The 14,262-nt window shown below is 65.0% G+C and carries 16 protein-coding genes; 11 read left to right on the forward strand and 5 right to left on the reverse strand.

Annotation, left to right across the window (positions count from 1 at the left end):
• The first annotated feature begins 1 nt into the window (after position 1).
• The 8 genes from murD to lpxC all read left to right on the forward strand — a co-directional run bounded on the left by murD (position 2) and on the right by lpxC (position 9,494).
• Entirely contained in the window at positions 2-1,345 is a 1,344-nt protein-coding gene (gene murD / locus LRS53_RS12420) for a UDP-N-acetylmuramoyl-L-alanine--D-glutamate ligase (protein WP_331275301.1), read from the forward strand.
• Positions 1,345-2,544 carry a putative lipid II flippase FtsW gene (gene ftsW, locus LRS53_RS12425; RefSeq protein ID WP_026083805.1) on the forward strand — a complete coding sequence of 400 codons (1,200 nt, stop codon included), beginning with the start codon at positions 1,345-1,347 and terminating at the stop codon, positions 2,542-2,544. Before murD ends, ftsW begins: the two co-directional genes overlap by 1 nt.
• Positions 2,534-3,604 carry an undecaprenyldiphospho-muramoylpentapeptide beta-N-acetylglucosaminyltransferase gene (murG, locus tag LRS53_RS12430; RefSeq protein ID WP_231356066.1) on the forward strand — a complete coding sequence of 357 codons (1,071 nt, stop codon included), beginning with the start codon at positions 2,534-2,536 and terminating at the stop codon, positions 3,602-3,604. The genes ftsW and murG overlap by 11 nt, the downstream gene beginning before the upstream one ends.
• Before the next feature lie 34 nt (positions 3,605-3,638).
• On the forward strand, positions 3,639-5,054 hold the full coding sequence (murC, locus tag LRS53_RS12435; protein ID WP_017640706.1) for a UDP-N-acetylmuramate--L-alanine ligase: 1,416 nt from the start codon (positions 3,639-3,641) through the stop codon (positions 5,052-5,054).
• A 65-nt stretch (positions 5,055-5,119) separates the two neighbouring features.
• A complete protein-coding gene (locus tag LRS53_RS12440) occupies positions 5,120-5,974 on the forward strand; it encodes a cell division protein FtsQ/DivIB (RefSeq protein ID WP_017640705.1) in 855 nt (284 codons plus the stop codon).
• A 16-nt stretch (positions 5,975-5,990) separates the two neighbouring features.
• Positions 5,991-7,235 (forward strand): cell division protein FtsA, encoded by a 1,245-nt coding sequence (gene ftsA / locus LRS53_RS12445; protein ID WP_017640704.1) that lies wholly within the window; start codon positions 5,991-5,993, stop codon positions 7,233-7,235.
• Between the two features lie 53 nt (positions 7,236-7,288).
• Entirely contained in the window at positions 7,289-8,470 is a 1,182-nt protein-coding gene (gene ftsZ / locus LRS53_RS12450) for a cell division protein FtsZ (RefSeq protein ID WP_017640703.1), read from the forward strand.
• Between the two features lie 109 nt (positions 8,471-8,579).
• The gene (gene lpxC / locus LRS53_RS12455) at positions 8,580-9,494 is read left to right on the forward strand and encodes a UDP-3-O-acyl-N-acetylglucosamine deacetylase (protein WP_017640702.1); all 915 of its coding nucleotides are present in this window, start codon (positions 8,580-8,582) and stop codon (positions 9,492-9,494) included.
• Positions 9,495-9,553: 59 nt separating this feature from the next.
• Here lpxC and LRS53_RS12460 read toward each other — a convergent pair whose 3' ends face one another.
• The 4 genes from LRS53_RS12460 to LRS53_RS12475 all read right to left on the reverse strand — a co-directional run bounded on the left by LRS53_RS12460 (position 9,554) and on the right by LRS53_RS12475 (position 11,552).
• Positions 9,554-9,892 carry a HopJ type III effector protein gene (locus LRS53_RS12460; RefSeq protein ID WP_093256255.1) on the reverse strand — a complete coding sequence of 113 codons (339 nt, stop codon included), beginning with the start codon at positions 9,890-9,892 and terminating at the stop codon, positions 9,554-9,556.
• Positions 9,889-10,182: a DUF1244 domain-containing protein gene (locus tag LRS53_RS12465; RefSeq protein WP_231356067.1), complete on the reverse strand. Its 294-nt coding sequence runs from the start codon at positions 10,180-10,182 to the stop codon at positions 9,889-9,891. The genes LRS53_RS12460 and LRS53_RS12465 overlap by 4 nt, the downstream gene beginning before the upstream one ends.
• Positions 10,183-10,197: 15 nt before the next feature.
• Positions 10,198-10,896, reverse strand: coding sequence for a dihydromonapterin reductase (folM, locus tag LRS53_RS12470; RefSeq protein ID WP_231356068.1), 699 nt, complete (start codon positions 10,894-10,896; stop codon positions 10,198-10,200).
• A 95-nt stretch (positions 10,897-10,991) separates the two neighbouring features.
• Complete coding sequence (locus LRS53_RS12475) at positions 10,992-11,552, reverse strand: antibiotic biosynthesis monooxygenase (RefSeq protein WP_231356069.1); 561 nt, start codon at positions 11,550-11,552, stop codon at positions 10,992-10,994.
• 220 nt (positions 11,553-11,772) lie between these two features.
• On the opposite strand from LRS53_RS12475, the gene LRS53_RS12480 reads away from it, so the two are divergent.
• The 3 genes from LRS53_RS12480 to LRS53_RS12490 all read left to right on the forward strand — a co-directional run bounded on the left by LRS53_RS12480 (position 11,773) and on the right by LRS53_RS12490 (position 13,400).
• On the forward strand, positions 11,773-12,222 hold the full coding sequence (locus LRS53_RS12480; protein WP_231356070.1) for a flavodoxin: 450 nt from the start codon (positions 11,773-11,775) through the stop codon (positions 12,220-12,222).
• Positions 12,223-12,334: 112 nt separating this feature from the next.
• Entirely contained in the window at positions 12,335-12,718 is a 384-nt protein-coding gene (locus LRS53_RS12485; protein ID WP_231356071.1) for a CidA/LrgA family protein, read from the forward strand.
• A complete protein-coding gene (locus LRS53_RS12490) occupies positions 12,711-13,400 on the forward strand; it encodes an LrgB family protein (RefSeq protein WP_017640695.1) in 690 nt (229 codons plus the stop codon). Before LRS53_RS12485 ends, LRS53_RS12490 begins: the two co-directional genes overlap by 8 nt.
• Here LRS53_RS12490 and LRS53_RS12495 read toward each other — a convergent pair.
• Positions 13,397-14,203 (reverse strand): SirB1 family protein, encoded by an 807-nt coding sequence (locus tag LRS53_RS12495; protein ID WP_231356072.1) that lies wholly within the window; start codon positions 14,201-14,203, stop codon positions 13,397-13,399. The two genes, LRS53_RS12490 and LRS53_RS12495, sit on opposite strands and share 4 nt — an antisense overlap.
• Between the last annotated feature and the right edge of the window lie 59 nt (positions 14,204-14,262).

The raw sequence follows: 14,262 nt of genomic DNA on the forward strand, positions 1-14,262 counted from the left end.
AGTGCTCATCGCTTCCGACCAGTTCCGTATCGTCGTCGGCCTCGGCAAGAGTGGCATGTCGCTGGTGCGCTTTCTCGCGCGCCGGGGCGTGCCCTTTGCCGTGGCCGACACGCGGGAACAGCCGCCGGAACTGGAGGCCCTGAGAACCCAGTATCCCCAGGTCGAGGTGCGCTGCGGCGAGCTGGATGTCGACTTCCTCGCCCGCGCGGCCGAGCTCTATGTGAGTCCCGGCCTGGCCCTGGAGACGCCGGCGCTGCAGGAAGCCGCCGCCCGCGGCGTGCGGCTGTCCGGCGATATCGAGCTGTTCGCGCGCCAGGCCCGGGCACCCATCGTCGCCATCACCGGTTCCAACGCCAAGAGCACCGTCACCACCCTGGTGGGTGACATGGCGCTGCGCGCCGGCAAGCGGGTGGCCGTGGGGGGCAACCTCGGTACCCCGGCGCTGGACCTGCTGGCCGATGACGTCGAACTCTATGTGCTGGAGCTGTCGAGCTTCCAACTGGAGACCTGTGAGCGACTCAATGCCGAGGTGGCCACGGTGCTCAACCTCAGCGAAGACCACATGGATCGCTACACCGGCATGCCGGCCTATCACCAGGCCAAGCACCGCATCTTCCGCGGCGCCCGCCAGGTGGTGGTCAATCGCGACGATGCCCTGTCGCGGCCGCTGATCGGCGATGACGTGCCGCGCCTGACCTTCGGCCTGGGACGGCCCGATTTCCGTGCCTTCGGCATTCGCGAGGAGGAGGGCCATCGCTATCTGGCGCTGGCCTTCGACAACCTGTTGGATGTCGAGGAACTCAAGATCCGGGGTACCCACAACCACAGCAATGCCCTGGCCGCATTGGCGCTGGGTCAGGCTGCCGGTTTGCCGCTGGCGCCCATGCTGGAGGCGCTGCGCGCCTTCCCGGGCCTGGAGCACCGCTGCCAGTGGGTGGGCGAGGTCGCGGGGGTCAACTACTACAACGATTCCAAGGCCACCAACGTTGGCGCTGCCCTGGCGGCGGTCGAAGGCCTGGGTGACGACATCGCCGGGCAACTGGTGCTGATCGCCGGTGGCGACGGCAAGGGGGCCGATTTCAGCGCCCTGCGCGAGCCCATCGCGCGCCACTGCCGCGCCGTGGTGCTGCTGGGCCGCGATGCGGCGCGGATCGCCGAGATCCTGCCGGCCACCGTGCAACAGGTGCGCGTCGCTACCCTGGACGAGGCGGTGAACAAAAGCCGCCAGTTGGCCCAGCTGGGCGATGCCGTGCTGCTGTCGCCGGCCTGCGCCAGCCTCGACATGTTCCGCAACTTCGAAGAGCGCGGACGGTTGTTCGCCCAGGCCGTAGGAGCATTGTCATGATCCTCAGCCTGCTGCGTCCCTATCCCTCGCCGCTGGCCAGCCGCCATGGCATCGACCTGGATTTCCCGCTGCTGGCCGGCTGCCTGTTGCTGCTCGGCCTCGGCCTGGTGATGGTGACCTCGGCCTCCTCGGAAGTGGCCGCGGCCCAGTCCGGCAATCCGCTGTACTTCATGTATCGCCACCTGGTCTACCTGGCCATCGGCTTCGTCGCCTGCGGCGTGGTGATGCTGATTCCCATGGCCACCTGGCAGCGCTTCGGCTTTCCGCTGCTGATCATCGCTTTCCTCTTGCTGATAGCGGTGCTGGTGCCTGGCATCGGTCGCGAGGTGAACGGTTCCCTGCGCTGGATCGGCTTCGGCATCTTCAACGTGCAGCCCTCGGAGATCGCCAAGGTCTTCGTGGTGCTCTATTTGGCTGGTTACCTGGTCCGTCGTCAGCATGAGGTGCGCCACACCTGGGCCGGCTTCTTCAAGCCCTTCATCGTTCTGCTGCCGATGGCCATGCTGCTGCTGCGCGAGCCCGACTTCGGCGCCACCGTGGTGATGATGGGCGCCGCCGGTGCCATGCTGTTCCTCGGCGGTGTCGGCCTGTTCCGCTTCATGCTGATGGTCGCCCTGGCCGTGTTCGCGGTGTTCGTCCTGGTCCAGACCCAGTCCTACCGGATGCAGCGACTGATCACCTTCACCGATCCCTGGGCCGACCAGTTCGGTTCCGGCTACCAGCTGACCCAGGCGCTGATCGCCTTCGGCCGTGGCGGCTGGACCGGTCTCGGTCTGGGCAACAGCATCCAGAAGCAGTTCTACCTGCCCGAGGCCCATACCGACTTCCTCTTCGCCGTGCTGGCCGAGGAATTGGGGCTGATCGGTGCCATGGCCACGGTCGGCCTGTTCCTCTTCGTCTGCGTGCGCGGTCTGTTCATCGGTCACTGGGCCGAGCAGTCCAAGCAGTTCTTTTCGGCCTATGTGGCCTATGGCCTGTCGATGCTGTGGATCGGCCAGTTCCTGATCAACATCGGCGTGAACGTCGGCCTACTGCCGACCAAGGGGCTGACGCTGCCCTTCCTCAGCTACGGCGGCAGCTCCCTGGTGATCTGCTGCGTGAGCATGGGTCTGCTGCTGCGCATCGAGTGGGAGAGACGAACGCTGGTCGATACCGAGGATGTGGAATTCACCGAAGAGGATTTCGCCGATGTCCGCTAACGTCCTCATCATGGCCGGCGGCACCGGCGGGCACGTCTTCCCGGCCCTGGCCTGCGCCCGTGAATTCGAAGCCCGCGGCTATACCGTGCATTGGCTGGGTACGCCGCGCGGCATCGAGAACGACGTGGTGCCCAAGGCCGGCATCAGCCTGCACCACATTCCGGTCACCGGACTGCGCGGCAAGGGCTTGCGTTCTCTGGTGAAGGCACCGCTGCAACTCAGTGGCGCCCTCATGCAGGCCATGGGTCTCATGCGCCGGCTCAAGCCGGTCTGCGTGCTGGGCCTGGGTGGCTTCGTCACCGGTCCCGGTGGCCTGGCCGCCAAGCTGTGCAACATCCCACTGGTGATTCACGAACAGAACGCCCATGCCGGCACCGCCAACCGCCTGCTGGTGCCCATGGCCGCCCGCGTCTGCGAAGGCTTTGCCGACACCTTCCCGGCGTCCGCCAAACGCCTGTCCACCGGTAATCCGGTGCGCGCTGAACTCTTCGCTCCGGTGACCCGTGCGCCGCTGGAAGAGCGCGCCGCCAACCTGCTGGTATTGGGCGGCAGCCTGGGCGCCGAGCCGCTCAACAAGCTGTTGCCCGACGCCCTGACGCAAATGCCCGCTGGCCTGCGACCCAATGTGCGCCACCAGGCCGGCCGCCAGCATGCTGAGGTGACCGCCGAGCGCTACGCCAACGTCGCCGTGGAGGCCGATGTCCAGCCCTTCATCGCCGACATGGCCGCCGCCTATGCCTGGGCCGATCTGGTGATCTGCCGGGCCGGCGCCCTGACCGTTGCCGAGCTGACCGCCACCGGTCTGCCGGCGCTGCTGATCCCCCTGCCGCACGCCATCGACGACCACCAGACCAGCAATGCGCGCTTCCTGGAGCGCGCCGGTGCCGGTGTGGTGCTGCCGCAACATTCCACCCGCCCGGCGGATCTCGCCGCGCAGCTTACCGAGGTCCTGATGCATCCCGAACGTCTTGCCGGCATGGCCGCTCGCAGCCGTGCCCTGGCCAAACCCGATGCCACCCGTGCAGTCGTCGACGCCTGTCTGGAGGTTGCCCGTGGTTAAGTCGCAAAGTGCCATTCAGGCCGAAGTTCGGCGCATGCGCAGCATCCGCCGCATCCACTTCGTCGGTATCGGCGGCGTCGGCATGTGCGGCATCGCCGAGGTGCTGCTGAACCTGGGCTATGAAGTCTCGGGTTCGGACCTCAAGGAATCCGCGGTGACCGCGCGCCTGCAGCAATTCGGCGCGCGCATCTACATTGGCCACCGCGCCGAGAACCTGGATCAGGTCGACGTGCTGGTGGTGTCCAGCGCCATCAACAGATCCAATCCCGAGGTCTCCGCCGCCCTCGAGCAGCGCATTCCCGTTGTGCCCCGCGCCGAGATGCTCTCCGAGCTGATGCGCTATCGCCACGGCATCGCCGTCGCCGGTACCCATGGCAAGACCACCACCACCAGTCTGATCGCCTCGGTGTTCGCGGCCGAAGGCCTGGACCCGACCTTCGTCATCGGCGGCCGCCTCAATGCCGCCGGTACCAATGCCCAGCTCGGCACCAGCCGCTACCTGATCGCCGAGGCCGACGAGAGCGACGCCAGTTTCCTGCACCTGCAGCCCATGGTTGCCGTGGTCACCAACATCGACGCCGACCACATGAGCACCTACGAAGGTGACTTCAACCGGCTCAAGCGCACCTTCGTCGACTTCCTGCACAACCTGCCGTTCTATGGCCTGGCCGTGCTTTGCGTCGACGATCCGGTGGTGCGCGAGATCATTCCCCAGGTCGCCCGGCCCACCGTCACCTACGGCACCGCGGAAGACGCCGACGTGCGCGCCGTGGACATCCGCCAGGACGGCATGCGCACCTATTTCACCGTGCTGCGCGAGGGTCGCGCGCCCCTGGCGGTCTCGGTCAACATGCCGGGCGTGCACAACGTGCTCAACGCCCTGGCCACCATCGCTATCGCCACCGACGAAGGCGTCAGCGACGAGGCCATCCTCAATGGCCTGTCCGGCTTCCAAGGGGTAGGGCGGCGCTTCCAGGTCTACGGCGAACTGCCGGTCGCCGGTGGCAGCGTCATGCTGGTGGACGACTACGGTCACCACCCGCGCGAAGTCGCCGCGGTGATCAAGGCCGTGCGCGGCGGCTGGCCCGAGCGCCGGTTGGTGATGGTCTATCAGCCGCACCGTTTCAGCCGCACCCGCGATCTCTACGAAGACTTCGTCCAGGTGCTGGCCGATGCCAACGTCCTCCTGCTGATGGAAGTCTATCCGGCCGGCGAAGAGCCGATTCCCGGGGCCGACAGCCGTCAGCTCTGCCACAGCATCCGCCAGCGCGGCCAGCTCGATCCCATCTATGTGGAGCGCGGCAGCAACATCGCCCCGCTGGTCAAGCCGCTGCTGCGCCCGGGCGACATCCTGCTCTGCCAGGGCGCGGGCGACATCGGCGCGCTGGCACCGCAACTGCTCAACCACCCGCTGTTCGCCACCGCTGCGACCGCCGGGAGTTCGGCATGAGCCGTCATCCGTACAACCCCTTGCCGGCAGCCGCTGTTGCCGGCACGCACGTGGAGGGCTGAACCTTGGTCGCCACCCTACGTCACAACCAGCCCGGCTTTGGTCGGTCGCGCAACGTCGAGCAACGCGGAGCCAGTCGCCTGGTCGCCGAAGAGCCGCTGTCGACGCGCCTGCCGCGTCCCAGCCTGGGTCTGCTCAAGCGCATCCTCTGGCCGTTCCTGCTGCTGGGGCTGGGCTTCGGCACCTATGAAGGCGCCCAGCGGCTGCTGCCCTATGCCGACCGGCCGATCGCCAAGGTCAGCGTCAAGGGCGATCTCTCCTACATCAGCCAGGCGGCGGTGCAGCAGCGGATCGCGCCCTTCGTCGGCACCACCTTCTTCCAGGTCGACCTGGCCGACATGCGCCATGAACTGGAAACCATGCCGTGGATCGCCCATGCCGAGGTGCGCCGCGTCTGGCCGGACGAGATCAGCATCCGCCTGGAAGAGCAGATGCCCATCGCCCGCTGGGGCGACGAGGCGCTGCTGAACAACCAGGGTGAGGCTTTTGCCCCGCAGGATCTGGCCAACTATGACAATCTACCGCGGCTGTACGGCCCCAAGCGGGCCCAGCAGCAAGTGATGCAGCAGTACCAGATGTTCAGCCAGATGCTCAGGCCGCTCGGTTACACCGTGGCGCGCCTGGAAATGCACGAGCGTGGCAGCTGGTACCTCACCACCGGTCAGGGCCTGGAACTGGTGTTCGGCCGCGACCAGCTGGTGGAAAAGATGCGGCGCTTCATGCGCCTGTACGATCAGGTGCTCAAGGCACAGATGGACAATATCGCGCGGATCGATCTGCGTTATCCGAACGGTCTGGCCGTGGCCTGGCGTGATCCCGCTGTCGCCGCCACCCCCGTGACCGAACCGGCCAAGCATTGAGGAGAAGTTTTTTACTATGGCAAGCGTGCAAAGCGGCAAGATGATCGTCGGCCTCGACATCGGCACTTCCAAGGTCGTGGCTCTGGTCGGCGAGGTGTCTTCCGATGGTCAGATCGAGATCGTCGGGATCGGCACCCATCCGTCGCGCGGGCTCAAGAAGGGCGTGGTGGTCAACATCGAGTCCACCGTCGCCTCCATCCAGCGGGCCATCGAAGAAGCCCAGCTGATGGCCGGTTGCCGGATCCATTCGGCCTTCGTCGGTATTGCCGGCAATCACATACGCAGCCTGAATTCCCACGGTATCGTGGCGATCCGCGATCGTGAAGTGAGCCCTGCGGACATCGAGCGGGTGCTCGATGCCGCCCAGGCGGTGGCCATTCCCGCCGACCAGCGCGTACTGCACACCCTGGCCCAAGACTATGTGATCGACAACCAGGAAGGGGTACGCGAGCCCCTGGGCATGTCCGGCGTGCGCCTGGAAGCCAAGGTTCATGTGGTGACCTGCGCCGTCAACGCCGCGCAGAACATCGAGAAATGTGTTCGCCGTTGCGGCCTGGAAGTCGACGACATCATTCTGGAACAGTTGGCCTCGGCCTATTCGGTACTGACCGACGACGAAAAGGAACTGGGCGTCTGCCTGGTGGATGTCGGTGGCGGCACTACCGACATAGCCATCTTTACCGAAGGCGCCATCCGCCATACGGCGGTAATACCCATTGCTGGCGACCAAGTCACAAATGACATTGCCATGGCCTTGAGAACCCCGACGCAATATGCCGAAGAAATCAAGATTCGGTATGCTTGTGCCTTGGCGAAACTGGCTGGACCGGGCGAAACCATCAAGGTGCCCAGTGTAGGTGATCGTCCGCCGCGAGAATTGTCGCGTCAGGCCCTCGCGGAAGTGGTCGAGCCCCGTTACGATGAGCTATTCACACTGGTGCAAGCGGAACTGCGCCGCAGTGGTTACGAGGATCTGATCCCCGCTGGGATCGTACTCACCGGTGGTACTGCGAAGATGGAAGGCGCGGTCGAACTGGCGGAAGAGATTTTCCATATGCCGGTACGCCTGGGGGTGCCCCAGACGGTCAAGGGTCTGACTGACGTAATCAGCAACCCGATCTATTCCACAGGCGTCGGCCTGTTGCTCTATGGTCTGCAAAAGCAGACCGATCCTTTGCCGGTTGTTTCTGGCGGATATAGCAGCGAAACCAAATCCACAGTCCTGGAACGCATGAAGCGTTGGGTCCAGGGCAACTTGTAATTCACAATTAAACCGCGGCAGTAGGCGAAGATCCGAAAGGAAGAGAGGGGACCATGTTCGAACTCGTAGACAACATTCCACAAAGCGCCGTGATCAAAGTCATCGGCGTGGGCGGTGGCGGTGGCAACGCCGTCAACCACATGGTCAAAAGCGGTGTTGAAGGCGTCGAATTCATCTGTGCAAATACCGACGCCCAGGCCCTGAAGAACGTCACATCCCGTACCGTGCTGCAACTCGGCCCAGGCGTCACCAAGGGTCTGGGTGCCGGCACCAACCCGGAAATCGGCCGCCAGGCGGCCATGGAAGATCGTGAGCGCATCGCCGAAGTCCTCGAAGGTGCCGACATGGTCTTCATCACCACCGGCATGGGCGGTGGCACCGGTACCGGTGCCGCGCCGATCATCGCTGAAGTGGCCAAGGAAATGGGTATCCTGACCGTTGCCGTGGTCACCCGTCCGTTCCCCTTCGAAGGCCGCAAGCGCATGCAGGTCGCCGACGAAGGCATTCGCTCCCTGTCCGAATGTGTCGACTCGCTAATCACCATCCCCAACGAGAAGCTGCTGACCATTCTGGGCAAGGACGCCAGCCTGCTGGCCGCCTTCGCCAAGGCTGACGACGTCCTCGCCGGCGCCGTTCGCGGTATCTCCGACATCATGCAGCGTCCCGGCCTGATGAACGTCGACTTCGCCGACGTCAAGACCGTGATGGGCGAGATGGGCATGGCCATGATGGGTACCGGTCATGCCAGCGGTCCGAACCGTGCGCGCGAAGCGACCGAAGCCGCCATCCGCAATCCGCTGCTGGAAGACGTCAACCTGCACGGCGCCCGTGGCATCCTGGTCAACATCACCGCTGGCCTGGATCTCTCCCTGGGTGAATACGCCGCCGTCGGCGAGATCATCGAGGACTTCGCCTCCGAACACGCCACCGTCAAGGTTGGCGCGGTGATCGATCCGGAAATGCGCGACGAGCTGCACGTCACCGTGGTCGCCACCGGCCTGGGCGCGCGCATCGAGAAGCCGGTCAAGGTGGTGGACAACACCGCTCAGACCCTGGCCGCTGCCCGTCAGGAAACCGCTCCCGTCAACTACGACGACCTCAAGTACCCAACCTCGATGCGCTCCGGTCGTGGCAGCCAGCAGCATGGCGGCTCGGCAGCGGCGACCAAGGTCAATCCCAACGACGACCTGGATTACCTGGACATCCCGGCCTTCCTGCGTCGTCAGGCTGATTGATCGGGTATATCACAAGCCAGGGTGTGATTAGTGGGCATCGATTTTCGCTTCTGCTATCATCGCGACTTCGTTGAACACCATTCGCACCCTGCGACCGAGCGGCCCTGGCATGATTAGACAACGCACCCTCAAGAACACCATTCGCGCCACCGGCGTCGGCCTGCATTCCGGGGAGAAGGTGTACCTGACCCTGAAGCCGGCTCCCGTCGATACGGGGATTGTGTTCCGTCGTACCGATCTTGATCCGGTCGTGGAAATCCCGGCCTGGGCCGAGAACGTGGGTGAAACCACCATGTCGACCAACCTGTTCAGTGACAGTGGCGTCAAGGTCGGTACCGTTGAACACCTGCTGTCGGCCATGGCCGGTCTGGGGATCGACAACGCCTACGTCGAGCTGTCCGCGGTCGAAGTGCCGATCATGGACGGCAGCGCTGGTCCCTTCGTGTTCCTGATCCAGTCCGCGGGTCTGCAGGAACAAGAAGCGGCCAAGCAGTTCATCCGCATCAAGCGTGAAGTGAGCGTCGTCGACGGTGACAAGCGCGCCACCTTCGTGCCCTTCGACGGCTTCAAGGTGACCTTCGAGATCGACTTCGATCACCCGGTGGTCAACAACCGTACCCAGAAGGCCTCGGTGGATTTCTCGAGCACCTCCTTCCTCAAGGAAGTCAGCCGTGCCCGTACCTTCGGTTTCATGCGTGACCTGGAATTCCTGCGTTCGCACAACCTGGCCCTGGGTGGCAGCGTCGACAACGCCATCGTGGTGGACGAGAAGGGTGTGATCAACGAAGACGGCCTTCGTTACGAAGACGAATTCGTCAAGCACAAGATCCTCGACGCCATTGGCGACCTCTACCTGCTCGGCAAGAGCCTCATTGGCGAATTCCGCGGCTACAAGTCTGGCCATGCCATGAACAATCGCCTGCTGCGTGCGCTGCTGGCTGATCGTGATGCCTGGGAAGTGGTGACCTTCGAAGACTCCGGTCTGGCACCCATTTCCTATATGAGACCCGCGGCTGCCGTCTGAGCCCGGTCCCAAGCAAAAGCCCTGCATCTGCAGGGCTTTTTTTATGATCGCCGAAAGGTCTAGCGACGCGTCAGGGGCTCGCCCTGAAAGCTCACGCCGGCCAGGCCCTGGGCGACGAGGGCGCGGATGTTGGCGTGATCGCTGCCCTCCGGCGTCTGCAGCACGCTGCGGTAGTGCTCACCAAAGGCCAGCAGGGCTTCCTCATCGCTCAGGCCTTCGAGCCTGGCCAGACCCAGGGTCTTGCAAGAGCCTTCGTTCTGGCCCGCGGCATTGTCCACCCCGCCGTTGCGAAAGGCGGTGGGCTGGTAGTGGTAGTGCTCGGCGACGAAGGCCAGGGTGTCGGCGAAGGCGTGATCGCCCTGGGCCAGGCTGGCGCGAAAGCGGGAGAGGTCGCTCATTTGCGCTGCTGCTCCTGGAAGGCCGCGGCCTGGGTCGGGGAGGCCTCGGTCTGATGCTGAGCTTTCCAGTCCGCATAGGGCATGCCGTAGACGACCTCGCGGGCGTCATCGAGACTCAGCTCCAGACCCTTGTCGTCGGCGGCGGCCTTGTACCACTTGGACAGGCAGTTGCGGCAGAAGCCGGACAGATTCATCAGGTCGATGTTCTGCACATCGGTACGCTTGCGCAGGTGCTGGACCAGGGTGCGGAAGGCGGCAGCCTCCAGTTCCAGGCGGTCTTGTTCGGTCATGACTGATTCCTCTTGCTAGCGACGGCCATGGCGCAGGTGGCGCCCGCCGTTGACGGTGAAGGTGCTGCCGGTCGCGTATTGGGTCGACAGCAGATAGAGCACGGTATCCACGATGGGATCGGCGCCGGGTTCGAAATCCAGCAGCGCCTTGGCCAGGGTCGCCTGGCGATAGGCCTCGTCGGCGCCTTCCTTGAAGATCAGCAGCCCTGGCGCGATGGTGTTGACCCGCACCGTGGGGGCAAGGGCCTCGGCAAAGGACAGGGTCAGGTTGTGCAGGGCGGCCTTGGTGGCGGCGTAGCCGATGTGATTGCGGCTGCCACGGGTCGCGCTGTCGTCGCCGATATGGATGATGTCGGCCCGGGGTGCGGCCAAGAGCAGATCTTGCAGGCCCAGGTTGAGGTGATAGGGCGCTTCCAGATGCAGGCGATAGAGCAGCCGCAGATTGTCCAGGCCATCCTCAGCCCAGACCGAGGCGTTGTGCACGATACCGCGCAGTGCGGGGTGACGTTTATGGAGCTGCTGCAGCAGGGTGTCACGCTGCGCCTCTTCGGTCAGATCGACCTGATAGGCTTCGAGCTCGAGGTCACGCAAGGGGCCGGGATCGTCGCGATAGACGGCAATGACGGGTTGGCCCTCGGCCAGCAGCCGGCGGGTCAAGGCGAGACCGACGCGGCGATTGGCACCGGTGACCAGAAGGGGAAGGGTTGCGGACATGAAGGGTACCCGATCCTGATGAGCGAAGCGGTCATGAGGCTGGCCGCTATTGTACGCATTCGACTCGTCAGGATGCAGGCTGATCCGCTATCGACCTAGCGAGCGCTGCCCCGCCAGCCATTGGCCCGCGAAGAGGCGTTGTGCAGCCAGCCCTTCAACGCCCGGGTGATGAGAGGAATGAAGACGCAGACCATCACCGGGGTAAGGATCAGGGTGCTCAGCAGGATGCGTGGCAGCAACGGCAGATGCGCCAGGTAATCGCCAAAGGCGGCATTGAACAGCAGGGAGATGGGAAAGAACGCCAGCCAGACGGCGATGCTCTGCTTCCAGCGCGGCGGCGGCTGGATACCGGCACCGAACCAGTCGTCCATGCCCTGGGCGCGGCGTGCCTGGGGAGCTTCGAACAGTCCCTGGCCCCGCTCCAGCCAGAGGCGCCGCGTGTCCGAGTGTTCCCACTCGTCGAGGGTCTGGGGGCAGGCGAAGCGAAAGATGATCTGCACCAGGTTGTCGCCCGGTGGCGGGGTCAGGACACCCGAGCCGAGATAGCCGGGATACCCGGTGGCCAGGGCTTCGCCTTCGCGCAGCCAGACCAGAAAGGCGTCGTATTGGCCGGCCGCGACGCGCCGCGCGACCATGAGGGTAACAGGCTGATTCATGCTTCAACTCCGGGCGATCGGGCCGGATAGGCCGGATGCCGTCACGCCGCCGGGTAGGCGGGCAGGTGGCGAAAACGCCTGGGGTAGCAGGCGGCGCTAGCATAACAAGCCTTGAGAACCTTGGCTGCAGCGGGGGTTGCCAGCGGAGGTGTCTTGCTGACGGAGCGCCAAGCCCTGCCGGGCCAGGCATACTGGGCGGGATTCCACGCAAGAGGTCCGTATGAAAGTCGCACTGTTGAATGGCTCGGTCTATGGCACCGCGGAAGATATCGCCCGTCAGGTGAAGGCGCGGTTGAGCGCGGCAGGCCATGAGGTCTGGCACCAGCCCAATGCCGATCTCGCCAGCCTGGAGGCCTTCGCACCCGAAGCCTTGCTGGCCATTACCTCCACCACCGGCATGGGCGAACTACCCGCCAATCTCGAGTCGCTGTATTTCCAGCTGCGCGATCGGCTGCCGCCCTGGTCCGGACGGCCCGGCGCCGTGCTGGCCCTGGGTGATTCCAGCTATGGCGACACCTATTGCGGTGGCGGCGAGCTGATGCAGGAGTTGTTCGCCGAGCTGGGGCTGCGCGAACTGCTGCCCATCCTGCGCATCGACGCCAGCGAAACGGTGACGCCGGACGAAGATGCCGAGCGCTGGGTCGCCGAGGTCATCGCCGCCCTGGGCTGAGCTTGCCCGGGCGGCAAAGCTGCTTTACCCGTCCTGATCCCGCCGCTTGGCCCGGTTTGCTGTCCTCGTCCCCTCAGCCTCGGTATCCTTGAGCGCCTGATGACTGTTTGAGATGGAGCCCTGGGTGAATAGATATCTGCGCCTGGCTCTGGAGCTATGCGGATTGGGCGCGCTTTGGGGCGTGGGTACCTGGCTGGCGACCTCCTTCGCCTTGCCGGTACCGGGCGGTGTGGTAGGGCTGGCCATGCTGCTGTTGCTGCTGGCCGCGCGCCTCGTCGAACCGGAATGGTTGCAGGGTGGCGTGCGTCTGCTGCTGGGTGAGATGTTGCTGTTCTTCATTCCCGCGCTGTTGAGTCTGCTCGACTATGGCCCGCTGCTGCAGCAGGAGGGCGTGCGCATCCTGCTGGCGATCCTGCTCAGCACCGTGCTGACGATGGTCGCCACCGCCTATACCGTGGACTGGATGTTCCGCCGCCGGGGGCGTCGCGATGCTTGATCTGCCCGGACTCTTCTGGCTGCTGCTGACGGTGGCGGGCTATGTGGTGAGTCGACTGCTCTATGCCCGGTTGCGCTGGTATGTGGTCAGTCCGATCATCTTCGTCACGGTGCTGCTCTATGCCGCCACCCTCTGGCAGCAGGTGAGCTATGCCGAATACGCCCACTACAGCCACTGGCTGATCACCCTGCTGGGACCGGCGACGGTGGCCTTTGCCGTGCCGATCTGGCAGCAACGCCGCTTGCTGGCGCGCTACTGGCAGGCGCTGCTGGCCGGACTCTGCGTCGGCAGCGGTGTGGCCATCGGCAGTTCCTGGCTGCTGGCACGGCTGCTGCTGCTCGACGACCGGGTGCTGCTGTCCATGTTGCCGCGCTCCATCAGCACCCCCTTCGCCATGCCGATGTCCGCGACCGTCGGCGGCGTCCCCGAATTGACCGCGGCCTTCGTGATGATCACCGGACTGGGTGGGGCCATCCTCGGCAGCCTGCTGATCAAGCTGCTGCCGCTCAAGTCGGCGCTGGCCCGTGGCGCCCTGTTCGGCATGGGCGCCCATGGCGTGGGCACCAGCAAGGCCTACGAGGTCGGCCTGGAAGAGGGCACCGTGGCCGGCCTGGTCATGGTGCTGGCCGGCCTGAGCAATCTGCTCGGTGCGCAGCTGGTGCTCTGGCTGCTGCGCGGCTAGTGCAGGGTGGCGGAAGGGGCGCTCAATTGCTCCAGTCGCCGCCGTACCTGCTCGCGTTCGGCATCATCTTCGCTGATCAGCAGGGCGTGCTGCAGGTCGTAGCGCTCGGCCTGGGGGCAGTCGAGTTGGCGGTACAGATCGGCGCGCGCCAGATGATCGATGACCCCGACCGTTCCCAGTTCGATGACGCGCTGGGCATCCTTGAGCGCGGCCAGCGGCTGGTCGCTCTGGCGATGCAATTCACGCAGATTGCGCGAGAGACGCTGCATCATCTGCCGCGGCCCCAGGGGCGCCAGGTAGCTGGCCTGCAATTGCGCGGTGGGGCCGAATTGATCCACCAGGAGTTGGCGGCAGTCGTTCATGTACAGGCGTCGCCCGCCGAAAGGTTCGAGCAGGTGATCCGCGCCCGGCACGCGCAGTAGGAAATGGCCGGGAAAACCGATGCCCTGCAGGTCGATCTCCAGTCGTCGGGCTAGTTCCAGGGCCACCAGGGCGATCGACAGGGGTTGGCCGCGCCGTCGCGCCAGAACCTCATCGAGCAGGGCGGCGGTGGGATTCAGGGGCCACTCGGCGGCGCGAAAGCCGGCATCGCACAGGTGCCGTAACAAGGCTTGGGCACGCTCGGCGTGACTGGCATCGCCATCCAGGGTGGCGACCAGACGCAGGGCCAGCTCATCCAGCGAGTGCAGCAGGGCGGAGGGATCGATCTGTTCATGGTGCTCGGCCGCGATCCACAGGGCGGCTTCCAGCAGCCGAGGATCGGGCCGGTCCAGGCAGGCGAGGCAGAATAGACGCGCGTCCACAGCAGACTCCAGGGCCCTTGGGGCCTTTTCCTCAGGTTTTAGCCTGCCAGCGCCGGGCC

Origin of the sequence: Pseudomonas sp. PLB05 (assembly GCF_021106615.1) — a bacterium.
Taxonomy (GTDB): Bacteria; Pseudomonadota; Gammaproteobacteria; order Pseudomonadales; family Pseudomonadaceae; genus Chryseomonas; species Chryseomonas benzopyrenica.